General features: G+C 36.0%; 15 protein-coding genes and 1 pseudogene. 1 reads left to right on the top strand and 15 read right to left on the bottom strand.

Features of this window, described 5'->3' with window-relative positions; genetic code table 11:
* The first annotated feature begins 200 nt into the window (after nt 1-200).
* Nucleotides 201-1,844 carry a diguanylate cyclase gene (locus KP78_RS06095; RefSeq protein ID WP_235420849.1) on the top strand — a complete coding sequence of 548 codons (1,644 nt, stop codon included), beginning with the start codon at nt 201-203 and terminating at the stop codon, nt 1,842-1,844.
* A gap of 73 nt (nt 1,845-1,917) precedes the next feature.
* On the opposite strand, the gene galU is transcribed toward KP78_RS06095, so the two are convergent.
* The 15 genes and pseudogenes from galU to KP78_RS06015 all read right to left on the bottom strand — a co-directional run bounded on the left by galU (nt 1,918) and on the right by KP78_RS06015 (nt 21,116).
* Nucleotides 1,918-2,805, bottom strand: coding sequence for a UTP--glucose-1-phosphate uridylyltransferase GalU (gene galU / locus KP78_RS06090; protein ID WP_041087072.1), 888 nt, complete (start codon nt 2,803-2,805; stop codon nt 1,918-1,920).
* Nucleotides 2,806-2,938: 133 nt separating this feature from the next.
* Nucleotides 2,939-5,008 (bottom strand): LTA synthase family protein, encoded by a 2,070-nt coding sequence (locus KP78_RS06085; protein WP_235420848.1) that lies wholly within the window; start codon nt 5,006-5,008, stop codon nt 2,939-2,941.
* Nucleotides 5,009-5,234: 226 nt separating this feature from the next.
* The gene (locus KP78_RS18530) at nt 5,235-7,544 is read right to left on the bottom strand and encodes a S8 family serine peptidase (RefSeq protein WP_052474639.1); all 2,310 of its coding nucleotides are present in this window, start codon (nt 7,542-7,544) and stop codon (nt 5,235-5,237) included.
* A 384-nt stretch (nt 7,545-7,928) separates the two neighbouring features.
* A complete protein-coding gene (locus KP78_RS06070; RefSeq protein ID WP_084219760.1) occupies nt 7,929-8,459 on the bottom strand; it encodes a VanZ family protein in 531 nt (176 codons plus the stop codon).
* The gene (gene gloA2 / locus KP78_RS06065) at nt 8,456-8,836 is read right to left on the bottom strand and encodes an SMU1112c/YaeR family gloxylase I-like metalloprotein (RefSeq protein WP_041087069.1); all 381 of its coding nucleotides are present in this window, start codon (nt 8,834-8,836) and stop codon (nt 8,456-8,458) included. Before gloA2 ends, KP78_RS06070 begins: the two co-directional genes overlap by 4 nt.
* A 592-nt stretch (nt 8,837-9,428) precedes the next feature.
* A pseudogene (locus KP78_RS06060) lies at nt 9,429-10,773 on the bottom strand (transposase).
* 121 nt (nt 10,774-10,894) lie between these two features.
* The gene (galE, locus tag KP78_RS06055; RefSeq protein WP_041087068.1) at nt 10,895-11,899 is read right to left on the bottom strand and encodes a UDP-glucose 4-epimerase GalE; all 1,005 of its coding nucleotides are present in this window, start codon (nt 11,897-11,899) and stop codon (nt 10,895-10,897) included.
* A 23-nt stretch (nt 11,900-11,922) separates the two neighbouring features.
* The gene (locus tag KP78_RS06050; protein WP_041087067.1) at nt 11,923-12,948 is read right to left on the bottom strand and encodes an NAD-dependent epimerase/dehydratase family protein; all 1,026 of its coding nucleotides are present in this window, start codon (nt 12,946-12,948) and stop codon (nt 11,923-11,925) included.
* A complete protein-coding gene (locus KP78_RS06045; RefSeq protein WP_041087065.1) occupies nt 12,929-14,299 on the bottom strand; it encodes a UDP-glucose dehydrogenase family protein in 1,371 nt (456 codons plus the stop codon). The genes KP78_RS06050 and KP78_RS06045 overlap by 20 nt, the downstream gene beginning before the upstream one ends.
* Before the next feature lie 384 nt (nt 14,300-14,683).
* The gene (locus KP78_RS06040; protein ID WP_235420867.1) at nt 14,684-15,028 is read right to left on the bottom strand and encodes a serine O-acetyltransferase; all 345 of its coding nucleotides are present in this window, start codon (nt 15,026-15,028) and stop codon (nt 14,684-14,686) included.
* Nucleotides 15,029-15,151: 123 nt separating this feature from the next.
* Nucleotides 15,152-16,237 carry a CgeB family protein gene (locus KP78_RS06035; protein WP_041087064.1) on the bottom strand — a complete coding sequence of 362 codons (1,086 nt, stop codon included), beginning with the start codon at nt 16,235-16,237 and terminating at the stop codon, nt 15,152-15,154.
* 22 nt (nt 16,238-16,259) lie between these two features.
* Nucleotides 16,260-17,492: an O-antigen polymerase gene (locus KP78_RS06030; protein ID WP_235420847.1), complete on the bottom strand. Its 1,233-nt coding sequence runs from the start codon at nt 17,490-17,492 to the stop codon at nt 16,260-16,262.
* 112 nt (nt 17,493-17,604) lie between these two features.
* The gene (locus KP78_RS06025) at nt 17,605-18,735 is read right to left on the bottom strand and encodes a CgeB family protein (protein ID WP_235420846.1); all 1,131 of its coding nucleotides are present in this window, start codon (nt 18,733-18,735) and stop codon (nt 17,605-17,607) included.
* 10 nt (nt 18,736-18,745) lie between these two features.
* Nucleotides 18,746-20,032: a lipopolysaccharide biosynthesis protein gene (locus tag KP78_RS06020; protein WP_041087060.1), complete on the bottom strand. Its 1,287-nt coding sequence runs from the start codon at nt 20,030-20,032 to the stop codon at nt 18,746-18,748.
* Nucleotides 20,019-21,116 carry a glycosyltransferase family 4 protein gene (locus KP78_RS06015; protein ID WP_041087059.1) on the bottom strand — a complete coding sequence of 366 codons (1,098 nt, stop codon included), beginning with the start codon at nt 21,114-21,116 and terminating at the stop codon, nt 20,019-20,021. Before KP78_RS06015 ends, KP78_RS06020 begins: the two co-directional genes overlap by 14 nt.
* Nucleotides 21,117-21,261 lie beyond the last annotated feature (145 nt).

Genomic DNA, 21,261 nt, shown 5'->3' with positions numbered 1-21,261 from the left:
TTTTGAAATCCTTCAGGAAACAGTGAAAATTGTCATTAAATAAATTGATTTGAGCACATTCAGGGGTTTCCACCTAGATCATAGTGGGAATAGCAAGAATACCATGACTTTTTTCCTACAACCCAAACGGCCTATTTACTTACTCTACTATGAAAGGTGTTCAGGAAATGAGACCCTATTCACAAATACAAAGAACGAGCATGCTATTATTATTACTACTTTTTGCATCAGCTGTGATCTTCATGGAGAAAGGAGTTGCCATCTATATTCCGGTTTTTTTAGCCGGAGCAGTCTCTATAACGATACTGTACTTTTTTGCCTATAAAGAAGATTTCTTTTTGCACAGCGGAGGCCCAATAATTCTTTTTTATATATTGCTTACATACGGCTTGCCAGCCTTTGTCTTAACCTGTGTTACAGCCACTTTTCTACAGCTATTATTTGTACGGCACCAGCGTTCTTCCTTTCAGCGTGTTACAGCGCTATTGTTTGCTGGCATGGTGATTCTGTTTGTGGCCGCCGCTTTCCAAATCATTGATTTTAGCACAGGTCAGCCGTCTATATTACTTGCAGCCCTGGCATATTTAATTTTTGTCTCACTAATATGGATAATTTCATATCAATTGTCTGGATGGTTTTGCAAAAAAGAAATGGATCTGTTTGCCCTATTCAAATCAGCCTTTGTATCAAGTCTGGTGCAGTGGGCATTATTTATCCCCCTGTCCTTGTTATCAATTGCATCACCATTAATTTTATTACTGTCAATAACAGGTGTTTTTGTCACTTTACAATATGCTTCTTCTCAAATCATTCCAAGACTCAGACTATTTGGGTTCATACGAATTGTTTATAAAGCCGTGCTCGAGATCGAACAGCAGCACACGCTTGAGGCCATTACACGAAGACTTGCCTACAGGCTGCAGTCGACATTGATGACAGAGGGGATCTACTTAAAAATGGGGAATGAAGCGAGTCAGTACCCTCCAAAAAGCTTCTCATCCATCCAATGGACTTCTTCAGTGCATCACACCGATTATCAAACATTTTCACATAGAAAAATGTCGGGTGAAATCCAAACGGTGTTTATTCGCCATTATCAGTGGGGCTCATTCAGACCGGTAACGATCGGACTTTTATTTCCATCAAAAACAATCCATGCGAAACAAATGAGCCTTGCCATCCTTCCTCTCCTTCATACGCTGGGACTTGTTCAGTCAAATTGGGACCGTGAGAAGAAGCTGCTTGAAAGGGCTGAAACAGACAGGCTGACAGGATTAAAAAATCAGCGTGCCTATTATGAAATCGTAGAAAAAGGAAGAGAAGCTATTGAGCATTTTCCTTTATCCTTTTTTGTTATGGACATCGACAACTTCAAAAAATTTAATGATCAATACGGTCATTCGATTGGAGATGAAGTATTGGCTGGAACCGCATGCCGAATCCAGGAAACATTACGAGATTTAGAGATTCTTCACTCTTCGGATCTGCCTGTCTACCGGTCCGGCGGGGAGGAATTCAGCATCCTGCTGGAGGAATGCACCGTTAAACAAGCACTTCATATTGGAGAGTCGATTCGCCAATCACTTGCGAATAAACCGTTTACCTTTACGCTTAATCAAAATGAAGTGCCCGAAGAAATTAAAAGCACCGTTACGCTGAGTATGGGGGTGCATACGATTGAAGGAATAGAGGAATGGAATCATAATCTTTGCCGTACCATTCTGGAGGAGGGCTTTCACCAAGCAGACCACGCGCTTGTTCATGGCGCTAAAAAAATGGGGAAAAACCAAGTAGTTCACAGTCAGGAAATGAGCAAGAATCAACTATCAGAAATTGCAACTTAGTCCGGCAATGACAAACAAGACAAGCACCCTGCTGTTCCTTCAGGTGCTTGTCTTGTTTTATCGTTTTATATGATTAATTATTAATGGATTCATTTTTCACGATATTCTCCAAATAAGCGAGCAGATCTGATCGCAAGTCATCACGCTGCAGGGCAAAATCTACCGTCGCCTGGACAAAGCCGAGCTTATCTCCAATATCATAACGGGTTCCTTCGAATTCCTTCGCAAGGATCACCTGTTGTTTATTTAATTTTACCAGTGCATCTGTCAATTGGATTTCACCGCCAGCTCCCGGCTCAAGCGTGGCCAAAATGGAGAATATTTCTGGTCGCAGAACATAACGGCCCAAAATAGCAAGATTGGAAGGAGCCTGATCCACATTTGGTTTTTCTACCAGATTCTCAATGTGAATGACGCCATCTTCAATTTCCTGTCCTTTTGGAGCAATGATTCCATACTTGGAAACCGCGTCATCTGGTACGGGCTGAACGCCAACAACAGACGAATTATAGCGCTCGTACACATTAATTAACTGCTTTAGGCATGGTGTTTTCGATTGGACAATATCATCCCCCAGCAGCACCGCAAAGGGCTCATCTCCAATAAAGCTGCTTGCGCAGGCAATCGCATGGCCCAATCCCATCGGCTCTTTTTGACGGATGTAATGAATGTTTGCCAAATTGGAAATTTGTTTAATTTCTTCAAGGATCGCATATTTTTCTTTCTTTTCAAGCGTCTCTTCTAATTCGTATGACTTATCAAAGTGATCCTCAATGGCCCGTTTCCCTCGACCACTCACAATAATAATATCCTCTATTCCTGAAGCAACTGCTTCTTCCACGATGTATTGAATCGTTGGTTTATCAACAATTGGAAGCATTTCCTTTGGCTGCGCCTTTGTCGCTGGAAGGAATCTGGTCCCTAGTCCGGCAGCGGGGATGATCGCTTTACGCACTCTCATGAACATTCACTCCTAAATTTTTGAGTATTAACAAACCTATCCAGTTTTTATTTTATACTATTTTTACCCGTTAGAGAAATGATTAAATGAAGAATTGTTATTAATTTACGATTTGATCATGCCCCTCAAGTCATCATTCATAAAGCTCATCAAGGCTAAATTGGCTTCCTGAAAGAATATCAAATTGGAATTTATGATAATCCTCCATGATTGGGATTACATGCCTTGGCAGCACTTCAAGATTATCAACGGTTTGACCCTCTGGATTCATATAGATGAGATTTTTAAAAGCCGGAACTTCCTTTTTCATCTCGAGCAAGTAGTCGTAAAATAACGGACGATCGAATTCCAGCGCTTCTGCTAGCATTGGGGCAAGATAAACCGGGCTAAACGTGCCAAGATCACCTTCCATATGCAAATCAAAGTTTGAAATAAACAGCAAGGGTGTTTCATAAAATTCCTTTGTCTTTTGCTGATTTAGTTCATCACCGAAGCCTGTTTCATTATAGGCTTGAAGATTTGGACCCAGAGCAGGCAAATGGTCTCCCCAGAATACAACGATGGTCGGTTCATCCATTTGCTGAATTTCTTCCTCTAACCGTTTCAGCGCGAGATCAGACCGCTTAATCCCTTCAGAGAAAACCTCAATTTCACTCTTCATTTCAGGAGACAGTCCCTCACCTTCCACCTCAATGGTACTCCCGCCTTCGTATTTTCCTTGATGGTACGGGAGATGATTGGCAATTGTTACGGCGTGTATAAAAGCCGGTTCGTCTGATTGGCGAAGGGTATCCAATACCTCGTTCACAACCGAATCATCCGATACAAAGTCACTATTATCCTTTTCTGTATAGATCATGTCATCCAGGAATTTATAATTTTCGAAGCCCAGATTTGGATACACGCGCTGCCGCATATATAATATTCCATTGTTTGGATGCATCGCTACACTATAATATCCCATATTATTCAAATAAGAAACAAAGGTTGGGTACTCTTTTTGGGCTAAAATATGTGGAAACGGCAGCCCTCCCGGATTAAAAAAGCTCATGGAATAGCTCGCTAAGGCTTCAAATTCTACATTGGCTGTTTCTCCACCAAACGCCGGACTGAGAATGGACCCTGATGGATATTTCTCCATCAGCTCCCTCGTATGCTTTAACGGATCCTCCGAAAAAGTGATATCCAATTCTGTTGGATCCCAAAACGTTTCATTCATAAAGAAAACAATATTCGGCTTTACTGCCTCCTTGTCTTCGCTGTCAGAACCAGCTGCTAATTCCTGCGCTCTTTCCACAGCTTCCTTCATCGCATTCCGTGAATAGTTATCTGGTCGTGAAAGCACGTTAAGCTTAATATTTGACACCATCCCAATAACCGGACCGTTGTAATGATAGTTCATAAGCTGATTCCACGGCATAAGCGCTGCATAGTCATCAAAATACTTCTCAGCAAAGGTATCCTCATAGAATAAAAAGGATTTTATTAAAAAGACCAGGGGAATAAGCATGATGAGCCTGGGAATGAAACGAAGCTTTATTTTCGGCAGTAAGTACCATAAAGCAGCGAGCACAGCTATGCCAATGAAAGACAAAATGACCATTGGAATAGAGATGGAATCCCGTATCATCGGAAGAACCTCACCTAGTTGGGTAACCTGTATAAAATCATTCGGAAAAAGCGGTTCATTGCGAAAGTTTTTCTTATAAAAATTCACAATCGCTAAAATATAGAAAAGAACAAAGGAGATTCCAGCACTTAAAAACGCCTCGCCAATTAGTAAGCTAAGACCTGCTGCAATGAGCGCCAAGATAAAGGAACTAAAAAAGTATCTCTCCGGATACGTTTGAATCCATTCGATGGTATTTCCGGGTACCTCAAGACCTAAATGATAGAGGAGAAAAATGAAGGCTGAAAGCAGACCAACTGATACGGAAAATAGCAGAGAGGAATAGACAGAATAATATTGATTGGAAACAAGATTATCGGTCCAATCCTTTTTATTTAAAAAGTAGATGGTCAATAGCCATAACACGGCCGATACAGATGTAATCAACAGCAGGAATGCCCCTGAATGAACTTGGGCCCAGTCAATAATGGCATTTACATCATTTGTCACACTCATGGTAATGACACTATATAAAATTATGTTCATGAATAGATAAGTTAACAAGACTGGCAACGTTAAATAGTATTTTTTCAATGATTTCTCCCCCATTTACACTGACTAAACAATTTTAACATAAAATTTACATTTTTACATTAATTCTGTATTAATCCATAAAGCTAACATTTATAGGGGGAAAACATAAAAAAGGCATCACCTGGTTAAAACAGGTGATACCTTCAGCTTGTATTCGTATGATTTACTGATTTTATGTGCTACTAGATTCGTATTTTCACAGACTGAAAACTGGATATTGAAACTGTTAAGGCTTTAAGACGTCCTCCAGCTGTTGACGAATCCCGTTCCCAATTAGTCCTTCTCCACCGATCACAGTGAATCCTTTATAGCGCGTAATCAAGCTTTTCGTTTGCGCTGGCATGACGGTATTTTGGACGAGCAGCATCGTTCCGTTATTTCTTGCGGCAATGACCGAGCCTGCCAGTGCATCCGGGAAGTTTTCTCCAGTTGCAATTAACGCAGTGTCCGTCCCTGCACTTAAGTTTTCAGCGATTGCTTTTGCTGTATCATAACGAGTCGCTCCCCCGTATCGAACCGGGTTTGGAAGACGGTTAAACACCGAGTTGTTCACTACACCTGTACTTCCAACGACGATGGTGCTCGTTTTGCCATTCAGTGCAGCTGTTGTATAGGACGGAAGGGCGGTTGAACGCGTCAACAAAATCGGAATGCCGTTTTTCGCTGCATATGGCGCAACCGCAAGAGCATCCGGGAAATTACCGCCAAATGCAATGAATGCCTTTGAAGAGTTTAACTTTTTGGCAATTAAAGCGGCCGTTTCATAACGGTCGGCTCCTCCAATACGCTCAACCTCTATGTCCATCCATTCTAATTCCGCTCTGACATTTTCCGAGATGGCACCTGGGCCGCCCAGCAGAATAACCTTTGTTGCTCCTAATCGAAGGATTTCATCTCTTGTTTGAGCGCTTAAGGCACCTTCACGCGTTAATAAAATAGGCGCTTTTTCTTTATAGGCAAGAGGGGCTCCGGCTAATGCATCCGGGAATTCACTGCCTCTTGCCAATACAACGGTATGAGCCGCAACCCATTCTGTTTTAGACAGCTCCACAGCCGTCGAGTAACGGTCTGCACCAAAAATACGGTCCGTTCTGACAGGGTTGCTGAAGGACAGCACCGTGATCTTTTTCTCGACACTGCTATTTCCCAACCCATCGATTACAGATACAAAAATCTTTGTACCCTCCGGCTGAACTGGAATCGGAACAGAGAATGCAGTACCAGCAGCGGTTCCTTCTGCTAACGGCCCCCATTCATCACTGATTCGAATGGTTGCATTCGCTAAATTACTAGAGACAGTTCCACTTATTACCCCATCGTTATCAAAAACCTCTGACACGGCTGGCACTGGCAAATCTTTTATATTCAATGCTTTCTTAGCATTCACACGTCCATGTCCATAATAGTCATCTCTGCCGGCTGCACCAAGATCATCCGCAGTGGTCGTCAATCGGGTTGCCAGCTGGGTATTCGTCAATTGCGGCTCACTCGCTAAAACAAGTGCCGCTACCCCAGCCACCACTGGAGATGCCATTGACGTACCACTCATTTCCCCGTACCAATCAAAGGGAAGCGTTGAATAAACAGAAGAGCCTGGTGCCGCTATGTCCACATAGGGCCCGAAATTAGAGAAATAGGAGCGTCCATCTGATGCAGTGGTGGAAGCAACTGAAATGACGTTATTGTATGACGCTGGGTAGGATGGATAATTTACGTTATCATTCCCGGCAGCTGCAACCACAAGAACACCACGTTGATGAGCATACTGAATCGCATCATTTTCATTACTGCTGTATTCATATCCTCCCAAGCTCATATTAATAATGTCAGCACCTGAATCGACAGCATAATAAATAGCATCGATTACATCTGAAAGATAAGCACCATCGTATCCGTTAAATACATCGATCGGCATAATATTGGCATTAGGTGCTACACCAGCTCCCCCGGTCAAGTTATCCATTGAGGCTGCAATAATTCCAGCTACATGGGTGCCGTGTTCTCCCGGCCATAAATCATATTGACTGCCCGTCACCATATTGAAAGGTGCTACAATTCGATCCGCCAGATCTTGATGAGTTAAATCAATTCCGTCATCAATCACGGCTACTGTCACCCCAGCGGAACCCGTTGATTTATTCCACGCGCGTGCCGTTTCAATACTTCTGTGATGCGTTTGATACAGCGTAAAATCAGGATCATTTGGTGTGTACATCAGCTGATAAATATGATCGGGCTCCACGCTTTCTACATTCGGTTTCTCTTCTAACTCCTTCATAAAGCCTTCAATACTCTTGCCCTCTGGCACCTCTACCGTTAAAAGCTCATTACTCTTACCGTCTTCTGATAGCGTCGTAATCGTCTCCGCATTCTTTAACGTATTGAGGGCATCATCCTTCAACTTCACAATTACCCGGTCTGTTTCAGCTGCTTCAGGTACAGAAACACTATTTTCCTCCGCCTGGGTTAAACCATTCGGTAAAAGCTGAGAGCTCCCCAAAAACAAAATGACCAGTACCACTAGCATTCTCTTCATACTCTTCTCCTTCTTAAACCTGATCATAGTCATGGATTATGCCGGTTTATATCATTTGAAATGCAAATAATCTATGTATTCATATGAAATATATATTCCTAGGTTAAAAGGTTGTTTTCATCACACTTTATCTCAATAACTTACAACTAAATAATACCTTATATTTCAAATATTAGCCATATAATTATAGTCAGAAAGGGTTGTAGTTATATTTATTTATGAGGGTAGAATAAATTTTCTGCTAAAAGGAGATTTGATTTTTATTGGATAGAATGGAAGCGTTTATTTAGGGGCTTTTTCATTTTGTTCATTAAAAGAGCAGAGAACACTGAAACTTATTCTCTGCTCTTAGTGTCCTAATGTATAACTGTTGCCAGAAATCAATTACCTTCTTCTTAAACGCCACTTTCGATATACACTATACCCGATAATCGCAATCAAGCCACCAATCGTGTCCAAAATGACATCCTGCACGAGCGGTGTGCGCCCTCCTGTGAGATGCTGATGAAACTCATCCATTACTGCGAATAAAACAACAAAGAAAAATGTGGTGATGGCTGCTCGAAATAGATTGTTTAATATGTAATTCAAAAAGCTGATTAAAAATAAACCGATCAAGAAGAAAATCGTCACATGGGCAAGCTTTCGTATAAAGAACTCAATGAACCCAGCATAGCCATGAGTAGCTATACTAACGGGTCCCCCTCCATAGGTGAAGTTAATCCATGTAAGGTATTCACGGAAATATTCTCTCGATAATAGTCGATCAAGCAATGGAACAACGGTCTGCTGTTCGTATGTTTGAGAAGAAGAATAAAGAACCGCTGCGCAAAATAGTAGAAATGGGACCAATCTTATTAAAATACCGCCTAACGTAACACCGCGGCGATGCTTGTTTACTCGTGTATGTCTCAACGCTCAACCACCTCGATTGGAAGTCCATCTGGATCAGAAAAGAAAGTAAATCGCTTCCCGGTAAATGGATCGATTCTTACATCCTCTACCATAATCGAAAAGGAGGTTAAATACTCAATCACTTGATCAACATTCTCTACCTGAAAAGCAAGATGACGCAGGCCAGCCGCTTCAGGCCGGGATACACGTTTAGGTGGCTGCGGGAAAGAGAATAGTTCTAGTTGAAAGCCTTCACCTTGCAGGTCGAGTTTATATGAATCTCGATCTTTTCTGTATACTTCGTTTATGACTGTAAAGCCTAATATGTTTGTATAGAAGTGCTTTGAGTGTTCGTAGTTAGTGCAGATGATTGCTATGTGGTGGAGCTGTTGGAACATAATAAAATAGCCTCTTTCGATTAATTATCATTCATTCATATCAAACGATTACCTATACCTACAAAATAAGTTTCCTTCAACAACGATTTGATTTACCCTTATTTCGAAATGAAATTTCTCATTATGAACGGTTAAGTAATTGCATTATATATTGACCTAATAAACCTGCCCATAATGCAGGGTTAAATTCCGATTTTTAACACTTCTCAACAAATAACAGAACATAAGTTTGATATTTTAAAAACACACCCACAAAGCCAACACATTAGCTCAGTGGGTATTCAACTTTTGATTCTCTTACCATTCACCAAATTCAGCCCAATCTCCACACTCGCCCCAGCGCTGTCAATGAGTATATCTTAAACTTCGTCGCTGCAGCCGGAGATAAAAAGCTTGGAATTCAATTGAAGCTTCTTAGATCAAGCTCCTCGATTACCCATTATTCCTGTATTCAATTCGTTAGATGCTGCGGCCGATTAATGTTACAGGAAGAAGATTGATTAACGTCTTCAAAAGAATAACGGCTGTATAAGATGGCATTTTTTAATGTTACAAAAATTTGATCTTGCTTTTAGCGTTTTTAAAAATTGAATTAAGCTACTTGAATGTTCTCCTTGTTGGCAATGGATTTAGCTATACGATCACATGCAAGCTTCGCTGCGTTATAAACTAAATGCGTCAAATCAAAATGTAATTTTGCACGTTTTCCTGTACGATATCACACATTGTTTAGCTGAAAGAATTCTTTTAAATAAACAATGACGCGTTCTATTGCACTACGTTGCTTGTAAATGTTTTTCCATGCTTTTGACTCACGAGCTGGGGCTGTATAGCGTCGCAAATCGGTTGTAATTTCCATTTTATACACCTTCTGGCATAGCTTGTCTTCTGCTAATGGGCAGTCTTTACACTCTTTTGGACGCGTATATTTTAACGTCTCGTACGTCGCATCGTAACTATCGTATCGATACGAATGTTCTCGGACACAAGTTAGGGCAAAGTGCTTATCAAATCCCTCTAGCTCTGATTCATTTTTCTTGTTGTAAGCAATAACAGATTGCGCTCCGATTCGGTAAATCTGTTGGTAAATAGCCGGATAATCATAACCTGCATCAAGTGTACTATAAGAAATTTTCAGTTTAGAAAGACGGTCTTGAATTCCTTTTAATAAAGGTATTACAGCTTTTCCATCATTCAGGTTTCCAGAGGAAAAGAGCGACTGAAGGATGTACTGACTTTTCGTTCCGACAGCGAAGTGTCCATTGTAGACAAACCAAAAACGTTCTTTCCTACACTATTTCCTTGATGCCCCACTTAGGGTCAAGAGGAACAGCGGATCGTAACTCGACTAAAGACGCATCAAGTTGAGCTTCAATTCTTTTCTCGAAAATAGGGAGAGCCGCTTCTCGTTCCGCTTGTTCTTGAAGCCATTTTTCTTCTCTTCTTTTGATTTGCGGCCGCGCTTCTTGGGTTCAGGCTTAGACTTTTCTTCGTTAGATGGGGCCTGATCTCGAGCTTCGATGTGAGTCGCATCAATGGCAACTGTATCATCTGTGATAAATCCTTCCGTCATCGCTTGAAGGATGAGCGTTTCTTGAACACGTTCAAGAACAGGTGATTCCGCTATTTTAGAAAGCATTCTCGTGTGAGAAGCTTCAGATGGAATCGCATCAGAAAGAAGGAACCCACAATTCAAACGGAACATATAGTCATGTTTGAGTCGTTTAATCAGATCCTTTATCGTCGGAATACGTTCAAGATCTCTGGCGACAAGTGAGTAGATCATAGCTGCGTAATTAAGTTGAACAGGCGCGCCGTAAAGGGCTTTTTTGACACAATAGCTAAGAGTGGATCAATGTAAATCGTTGAAAAAACTGCCTCAAACGATGGGTAGTTCTAGATCGTATAAATAGGCTTCCTTGTCGTATAATAGTCATAAGGGAGTCTTCCTCCAGCCGTAGTTTTGTTTGGTCACTTAACTAATTCAACTTTTGGGGAGGTATTCCTTTTTTTTATTGCTTAAAAGCCTTGAGCCCGTAGGGACTTAAATTATGAAATTCATTCATCTAAATCCTTATAAATTTTCTCAAATCGCCAAGCATCTCTACACATTGTAATAACGTCTCGTTTAGCAGTCCAACCAAGTTCTCTCTTAGCTTTTGAAGCGTCCGCATAACAAGAAGCAATATCTCCAGGTCTACGATCTACTATTTCATAAGGAATATCAATACCATTAGAATCTTCAAATGCTTTTACTAACTCAAGGACACTAGTGCCTTTTCCAGTTCCTAAGTTATAAACATGAGCACCTTCCTTGAGATTATCTAACGCTGCAACATGCCCCTCTGCTAGATCTAAGACATGAATATAGTCTCTTATACCGGTACCATCTAATGTTGGATAGTCGTTTCCAAAAACGTGAAGTTTCTTCAGTCTTCCTTTAGCAACCTGAGTAACATAAGGCATAAGGTTATTGGGTAAACCATTAGGGGCTTCACCAATCAAGCCACTTTCATGGGCTCCGACTGGATTAAAATATCTTAGAAGAGCAACTGAAAATTCTGGATTTGCTTTAGCTAAATCAGTAAGAATCCTTTCACTCATAGCTTTTGTTTCACCATAGGGATTCGTTGTTGGTAAAAGATCCATTGTTTCAATAAATGGCACTTTATTTTCTCCATATACTGTGGCTGATGAACTAAAGACAAACTGATTCACATCATATTTCTGACAAGCTTTTGCAAGAACCATAGTACTAACAATATTGTTATAATAATAAGTTAATGGTATGTCTACTGATTCTCCTACTGCCTTCAATCCAGCAAAATGAATAACACCATCTATTTTATTATTATTAAAAATAACATCAACAGCTTGTTCATCCGTTACATCAATCTCAAAAAAAGTTACTTCTTTATCCGTAATTTCTATAATTTTCTCGATGGTCTCACGCCTGCTATTACAAAGGTTATCGGCAATTATAACTGAATGCCCTGCTTCCAATAATGCAATACATGTATGTGAACCTATATATCCGGCGCCTCCTGTTACTAAAATATTCATAGTTATATCTCCGCTCCTATGAGTTACTTCTGCCCATAATAGTCCACATACCAATCCGCAAACTTCTGCAATCCTTTTTCTATCGAAGTCTCTGGTTTGAAATCAACAGCTTTTTGTAACAAATCTGTTGAAGCATAAGTAGCTGGGACATCACCAGCTTTAATTGGTTCAAATATTTTCTCAAACAATACTTCTTTATCTAATGCATTACTCAATGCTTTTTCAAGTGTTTCAATGAATACCATTAACTTTTCCGGACTATTATTTCCAATGTTATAGATATTATTTTTAACTTCACCTTTAGGTGGATTACTTAATAAACGCTCGATTCCTTCAACAATATCATCTATATAAGTAAAGTCCCGATAAAGATCATTTTTAAAGTCTCCGTTATTGAATATTTTAATTGGCTCACCAGCAAAATATTTGTCCGTGAACCCAAAGTAAGCCATATCCGGTCGCCCCATAGGACCATAAACAGTGAAGAATCGAAGCCCCGTAGCTGGAATATTATAAAGGTGGCTATACGTATGTGCCATTAATTCATTTGACTTCTTAGTAGATGCATATAGCGACACAGGGTTATCTACAAAATCTGTTTCCTCAAAAGGAACTTTTTTATTTGCTCCATAAACAGAACTAGATGATGCATACACAAGATGATCTACTAGATGATATCTACACGCTTCAAGTATATTGTAAAAACCAATGATATTACTTTGAATATAGACATCTGGGTTCTCTATTGAATAACGTACACCAGCTTGAGCTGCTAGATTCACAACAATATTGGGCTTCCACTCTTTAAAGGTCTTAATGACTATGTCCTTGTCTGATATATCCCCTTTAATAAAAATAAACTTTTCAAAGTGTTCTAGTTGATTTAAACGTGTGTATTTAAGATTCACATCATAGTAATCATTGACATTATCTATACCTACCACTGTGCAGCCTTGCTCTAATAATTTTTTAGATAAGTAGAATCCAATAAAACCAACTGCTCCGGTGATTAAGTATGTTTTACTAGGATCAAGAGTTGTATAATTCAAGGTTCCTCGACTCCTTAACAACTGATCTAATTGCAGGTTTCCTTCCGATCGAGTGGTACTCCACTCCTGCTTTTTGCATATCTTCAACTCTGTAAATATTTCTTCCATCATATACTAAAGGCGTTCTCATTAACTCCTTAAAGATTTCAGGGTTTGTTGCTTTGATTTCTCCCCATTCAGTAAAAATAAAGCATACATTGGCACCATTTAAAGCCTGCTCAACATTTGAAACATACGTTATACTTCCTTTGCTATCCTTACCTTCTGGATGTACTTTAGCAAAATTTTCTGTACCAGCAGGGTCATAAGCATAAATATTTGCACCATGCTCCAATAGTAAAGGAACATTTTCAAGAGATGCTGCTTCTCTTAAATCATCTGTGCCAGGTTTAAATGTCAATCCCAGTACCGCTACCTTAAGACCGTTAAAAGTAATGAGTCTTTTACTAGCCTTTTTATACAATAAAGTCTTTTGATCTTTGTTCACATCAATGGCAGCTTTCACTGTTCTTAACTCATAACCGTTCTGTCTTGCAATATAATCCAGTGCTTTTGTATCCTTAGGAAAACAAGAACCGCCAAAACCAATCCCTGCATTTAAAAACTTGCTTCCAATGCGCTCATCAAAGCTCATCCCTTTTGCCACTTCCTGAACGTCAGCACCGACAAGTTCACAAAGATTTGCAATATCATTCATGTAAGAAATTTTAAGGGCAAGAAAGTCATTCGATGCATACTTAGTCATTTCTGCGGATCTTCTATTTACTGAAACGATAGGCAAGTTAAAAGGATCATAAATATTCATAAGCAATTCTTCTGCCCACTTACTTTCTGTTCCAATAATAATCCTTTCCGCATGCAGGGTATCGTGTACGGCAGAACCTTGTGCCAAGAATTCCGGGTTCGAGGCTACTTCTACTTTCACATCATTTACTAAAAAGTCATGAATAAACTGCTCAACTTTGTCATTTGTTCCGACTGGGACTGTAGATTTTACAACGACCAAACAATCCTTTTCTATCGTTTCTGAAATTTGCCTTGCAACGGTTGCAATATATGAAAGATTGGCAGAGCCATCCGTTTGTTCTGGAGTACCTACACCGATAAAAATTGCATCTGCATCCTTATAGGCTGATTTGTAATCTGTTGTATAATCAATTTTCCCAGCAACATAATTCTTCTGCATCAATTCTTCTAAATCAGCTTCATAGATTGGTGATACACCAGACTTCATGAGGCTCACTTTTTTTTCATCAATATCAACACAAGTCACTTGATGGCCAACTTCGGCAAAACATACGCCTGCCACCAAGCCGACATAGCCTGTTCCTGCTACCGCAATATTATACATAGTCATAACTTCCTTTACTATTGTATTAAAAATCGTAAATCTCTATGACTTTATATCGACTTAAAAATTTATTAATGGACTCAATTTCTTTCCTTAATATAACAAGGGAGTTCTTATCTCCTGCTTAATGAAATACGAAATATGTCATATTCAAATGGTCCAAGTTCATTGTCAAAAATAGAGTTTTAATATTATTAAAACAGTTTAGTACACAGGATTTTCTATCCCTCTATAATGACATTGTTTATACGAATAATTTTAAGCACTTAAAACATCCAAAAATTTTTGGGAGTTTAGAAAAGAATTCAATGTTATTAGCAAGTTAGCCAGTCTCAAGCAATAAATCTAAAAACTCCTGTAATAAAAATAATTCTGATTAAAATCCTATTTATTTAACTTTTTTGCTGGTATACCTGCATATACTCCATTTTCTTCAACATCTTCCAAAACAACGCTATTTGCACCAATTACCGCTCCATCCCCGATTAACACATTTCCTATTATTTGAGCACCAGCAAAAATAGTTACATTATTTCCTATTATTGGATAATCTCGTGTAGAATCAATATTTCCCTTTTTTTTTCCCAACGTTACATTTTGGTAAAGTGTTACATTATCTCCTATCACTACCCCGTCTCCGATAACAATACTTGTAGGATGTGGAATTTTCAAATTTTTCCCTATAATACTGTTCATACCAACTGAAATTCCATATTTATTAATTAACATATTTTCCAAGATTAACGAAATAAATTTGCGGTTTTTATACTTTATTCGTAGATAACATAATTCTACTGAATTTTCGGTTGGTAATAATATTTTGTACAGGAGCTTTTTAAGCATTTATTATCTTTAACCTTCCTTCTTATTTATTAGGTCTTTATAAACATTAATTATTTCATCAACCCTATCACTAACTTCGTGGCCGTCAGAGATTAATCTCTTATAACCATTTTGAGCAATGCTTTCTCTTTCTTTATCGTTTTCTAAGTAATATTCTATCTTTCGCGTAAATTCAGTTATATCTCTAAAATACTCAGCTTCTTCACCTTCTTTAAACATGCTACTTAAATCTGCTGTGTACTCTGCTAGCATAAAAGTTTTAGTCGCTGGTATTTCAAAACACCGTCTTGTATAAGTATCCTTATTTAACTTTGATAGGAAAACTAGAGCAATTTTTGTACTATTAATTGCTATGTTATAGTCCTCTTTTAGATGTTTAATTTCACCTAGTCTCTTTATGAAAAAATCATAATATTTCGATTTTTCCCACCCACTACCAAATAATTTGATAGTATAATCTTTCATAATTAATTCCTTTAAAAATTCATCTCGATTATCATTTTCAAAATGACCTATAAAAGAAACATCACTCTGATATTGGCTTCCTACAGTAGATGGATCAACAAAATTATTTTGTTCTTTTATATAGTAAGATCTAAGGATACTTGAGTTATTTATACCCCTCCTCCTATAATCCTCTAGATTTGAATATCTGTAAGCAAAAACATGATCACAGTAACTCAAACTCTTAAAGTAGTTCTTCCAAAAGTATTTTTTATAATCTAAAGAGAATGGATTATCATTATTATAAGTGAATATCTTAATTTTTTTTGATTTAATATTTTTAAGTACAGAAGGTCTTGTAAATCTATCTCTATACAAGAACACCAAGTCTGGATTTTCTTTCCTAATTATCCTTTTTAAATCTAGGTTCATTTTAAAAATTATTGGGCCAATATTGTACTTACATTGAAAAAGATACCCAAAATCTTTAACTTCCCTTTTCTTTTTGCCTGTTCCTACAAGGTTGGGTATACTTTTAAAATAAACATTCGTATCAAACTTAATTACATCGTGTTTTTTATCTCGGAAAGCTTTATAAAATGATTGGGCATATATTTCCCAATAAAAATCCCCAACAATTAAGATTTTCATATATAATCCTCGCTTTAATTTACTATACCTTAACTTTTTTAAATAGAATTTTTATAATTACCATATATACTGGAAGATATATCATTTGACTAAATAATCCTGTAAAACTCATCCAAAAGGTTACTGTAACAGTTGTTATTAAAGTTGCATAAACAGGAATATACTGCTCATTATATGTCCAGTGTTTAAGCAGTTTATAAAAATAGCCAAAAGCAAAAACTAAAACAACACCTAGCAAACCAAAATTAGCTATCATCTCACCAGGAATAGTAATTGCATCCATTGTTGAACTAGGACTACCCATAATCGTATTAGCTGAAATAATCCCATACTGAATTGGTTTTTCTGGAAAAATTGGTCTAGGAACAAAAAAATACAACATCTCAAATATAGTTTGTCCAAGTAACCAATTTTCATTACTAGAAAAATAATTTTGTACCCTCGCAAGTGCAAGCAACGATATACCAAAGTTGTTTTGGATTTGGAGAAGTAGACTTTCAAAAAACGTTATCTCATTTCCCCAAACAGAGCTATTTAGCCTACCTCTAATAGCACCAAATGTTAAAAAGAATATAACAGAAACTAATCCAAAAGCTACAAATCTATTTTTGATTTTTTTGCTTATTTTAAAGTTAAGTTTATGTTTGGTTTTTTGCATCCTGAAAATTTCCACTACAATTAGTGATATGAAAAAGTTTAAAATCGTTCCTCTATGCAAACCTGTTAATATTAAAAGAAATGTAATTAAAGGAATAACTAATCCCCATAATATCTTCTTGTTGTAATTAAATCTATTGTAGAATAAAAGACTATTAAGAAGAATTAAAAGTGAACTACTTTTACTAGAAATTAAAAAAACAATTTTCTCAAAAATATTTGCCGATTGCATTGTTTCTAAGTAGACTCTTTTAATTTTGAAGTCATAATAATTTTCGAAGCCACCCAGGTTTCTAATTTCTATATAACCGTTCAAAATGACATTAAAAACAGTGATAAGGTAGAAAATGTATAGTAACTTATAATTTAATTGATACTCATTCTTAAAGTATGGCTTGTTCTCAAATAGTCTAATAACTTTGGTTCGATAACCCAAAGTGAAGAAAAACGCGGCAACCACAAATATAAAAACTGATTTAAGTAAATCATATTCACTTATATAACCATAATATGCTGGATATACAGGTAAACCGGAAATTTCAAACAAAATTGCAGGCATAAAAACATCAATTAACAATAATATATAGAATAATGCCAATGGCGTGATTTGGAACATTTCATTTCGGAAATGCCTTATTAAGATTATTAAAAAAAACATACTCACGAAAATATATAATAATAAATTCACCTTTCTATCACCTGCATATCATTTATTTCAGAAATTTGTTAAAGATTTCTTTTAGTCGAACTTGATAAGTATGAGCTGCCAGAGCTTTTTCATAACCATTTTTAGCAATTTCATCCCTCATTTTATCGTTTCCTAAGTATAGGTTAATTTTTTTTAATAATTCATCTTTCGTTTTATAAAAAACAATTTCTTTATCTCCTTGATACAATTCAGTTAACTCTTGTGTGTAATTGGTTATATACAACGTTCCTGAAAGAGGAACCTCAAAATCGCGAAGCTTAGGATTCATTAACTTACTGCTATAAGCTATGTTTGCAGTTCCCAGAACAATTTTGCAAGAGTTATAAAACTCATTGTTATCATTAACATCTAATACCCCACTTCCCCAACCTGGTCCATATGCTTTAATGTTAATTCCGTTCTTAGTTAAAAATTGAATCAGTTCTTTTCTTAAGCCATAGTTCCTACCAATAAACCCAACATCATATTTTTTTTCAATATTTTCTATAGGAAAATATACTTCTTCATTACTTGCAAGGGGAAAGTAGAAAGCAGGGATTCCCTCTTTTAAATACCATTCTACGCATTCTGGAGTTGTTACTAATACTAAATCAACAATTTCATTTAGGCCTGCAATACCTTTTTCATAGCCGTTTTCTATTCCCAACTTATAAGATAGTCTCTCATCCATACCTATATTTATAATTTTAAATCCATACATTTCCTTTAATTTTTTCATTTTTTCTATATTTATGTTAAATCCAAATGATTGCATCATCAAAATGTCAGGAACCCAGTTTTCTTCTCTTTTATAAGAATCGAATTGTTCACTCAACCAATCAAGATTTTGATCCCTAGCTTGTCCCCTGGAATATTGTCCGTAACTGCCATCCCTTTTATAAAATAATTTCAAATCGTACATATTTGCAAGTGCTTGGTTAAAGCCACCAAAATCCTGAAGAGGATCTCCTCCAAAATAAAAAACTTTTAAAGCATTTTTATTTACATCACTCCATCCCCTGCTTCTTAATAAATCATCAATGTCATTATTAAAATCCATTTTCCTATAATAATTAAAGTTTTTTTTGTATTTACTTTCCACTTGATATGCTTTTATATTTTTATTAATATTCCAAATTAATTTATTTTTCAACAACAAGTCTTTAAGCACTCATATCTTCCCTTCTAATATGTCTGTATGAAATATATAAGACAATAATTGCATAAACCACCTGACCTAATATGTGATTTAATATCGCTCCTATAAGACCGTAATTATTTATAATAAAAAAACCTGCGATTGCGGGTAGCAATCCTGATAATATTGTAGGAAATAATAATTTCTTTGTTTCACCACTTCTAAATATTTCAAATGTAGATAACATTGCTATGATATAAAGTGATGAGGAAAGGGTTATAAATGGTATATATGGAGAAATATCTAAATATTTACTATCAGCTAAAATTATGACTAAATAATCACTTGTGAAAACAATGAAAATTGTATATAGAAATAATAAGATTCCTATTATCATTAAGTAACTTTTATAAAATGAATAACTTGTTTTAGTATTTTTAGAAAATATATATGGCATAAAAAAATTGTTGACAATTCCATAAAACGCATTTGGCAAAAAAAATGATAATGAAACTAAAATTGTATAAGCTGCAACTGTTTCTGGATCTAAATAGTAATCAAGATACCATCTGTTAACCATATTTTGCAACCACCCAAAAATTGCCCATATCATTAATGGATAAGAAAATAAAATAATATCATTATAGAATTGCTTTATCTTATTTACTTTTATATAACCATAAATTGTATTGAATTTTTTATATGAAGTTAAAATCATAATAATATTTCCTAGCATGAAAATAATTAATACATTATTTATGGTAAAAACCTTGAAATAAGCTAATAAAATTAATAATATTGTTCTAAATATTAATTCAAATAATCTTAAAAACATAACCCTTAATCTGTCTCTAGATGCATTATCCATAACCAAAAGGCTGCTCTTTAATATTTCTGTAAATGTAAATAAGATGAAATAAACAAAGAATGAGGACAGAATAGTACTTGTAAATACTGTACTAGTAACAATCCCTAACACAATAAAGTAAACAACGAATAAAAATAAATAAACTAAATAAACATTATTTGTAAAATAGTACTTTTCTTTTGAATTAATTTTATGGTAAGTTAACTTAGCAATAGCTTGATCAAATGCGGTAAAAGGTAGCATAGAAATTAATACATATATTGATAATAATAATGCCCAATTCCCATACTCTAATTTACTGAAATTAACTGCTAGAAGCTTATTTTGAACAACTAACTGCAATAATAATATTATCTGTGAAAAGGCACTTAAAGTTATTTCTTTTTTATTATTAGTCAAGAAACTTACCTTGTTTATACCTTTAAATGACTTAATTATTTTCAAGGATGTCTACTATCCTCCCAACAAATTCTTTTTCAGTGAAATATAGGTTGTAATAATTATAATTTTTCATCATAGAGTTTTTATCAAACTTTAGTTTTTTAATCCCCTCTACTATAGTAAAGTAATCTTTATTATCACAAGCATAGCCATTTATATTGCCTGAAAAAATATCACCTATTCCTCCAACATTTTCATCGGTAATAACGGAGCAAGCGTTAGCATATGCTTCTAAAATGGAGATAGGTTGTCCTTCATCCTTTGAAGGCAAAATAAAAATATCACTTTTCAAAAGCAATTCTTTCTTTCTAAAACCGTCCACAACCCCATTGTAAATTATTTTTTCCGGGTTCTTATTTAAATAATCCATTATTTTTGGCTCTATTTTCGGCTCTATTTTCCCCGCTAAATTAATTAAAATTTCCTTTTCACTAAAAGATTCTGAGGCTTTTAGTAATGTTAGTATACCTTTATCTTCCATCAAATTACTGAGGAATAAAACATACTGTTTCTCTTCAATCTTCTTATTCTTAATCTTTGTTTCTAATTCTTTTGGACTAGCAACAAATCTGTCTTCAACTCCATTTTCACATATGAATATTCTATCTTGTGCAACTATCCCCTCAAACATAAACCTCAGTGAATCTCCTAATAAAATTATACCTTTAGCTCTTTTAAGAAAAAATTTAATAAGAAATTGTTTTAATTTTGGTTGTCTATCATATATCTCTCTAAATTTACTACCATGTATATGCAAATAAAAAACTTGTTTCTTTATTATTGCAACTAGCATATATGGAATGAATCTAGCAAAGCCATAAAAGCTTTGTCCAGGTGTCATATATATACATTTGTAATGATTTGTTGTTACCATATATATTTCTTTAAACATATACTTAAGTATTTTTAAAAACTTTAGTAGTCTGAATTCCCCTTGATTTTCTTTATTATCAAATTTTACTTCTTTTAACGTATCTATAAATTCCACTTGATATTTGTATTTCAAACCACTTAAAAGCATTTTATTAGCTACAGTCATTCCATTTATTTGTTTTGAAAACGGCCCTATCATTAATATTTTTTCCATTGATAACTCCCTACAATAAAGTACATATTGTCAAAACTTTTTTATTATATAAGTTTAATAGCCTTTGATTTAGAAGGCTTATAAGAAAAAACTTGTCTACCCTAAATCCTATAGATAACTTAGGTTATCATACACCCAAAATCTC

It is taken from the genome of Jeotgalibacillus soli (assembly GCF_000829435.1).
GTDB lineage: Bacteria > Bacillota > Bacilli > Bacillales > Jeotgalibacillaceae > Jeotgalibacillus > Jeotgalibacillus soli.
The sequence above is the reverse complement of the archived record's forward strand: the minus strand, read 5'-3'. Positions and strand labels throughout refer to the sequence as shown.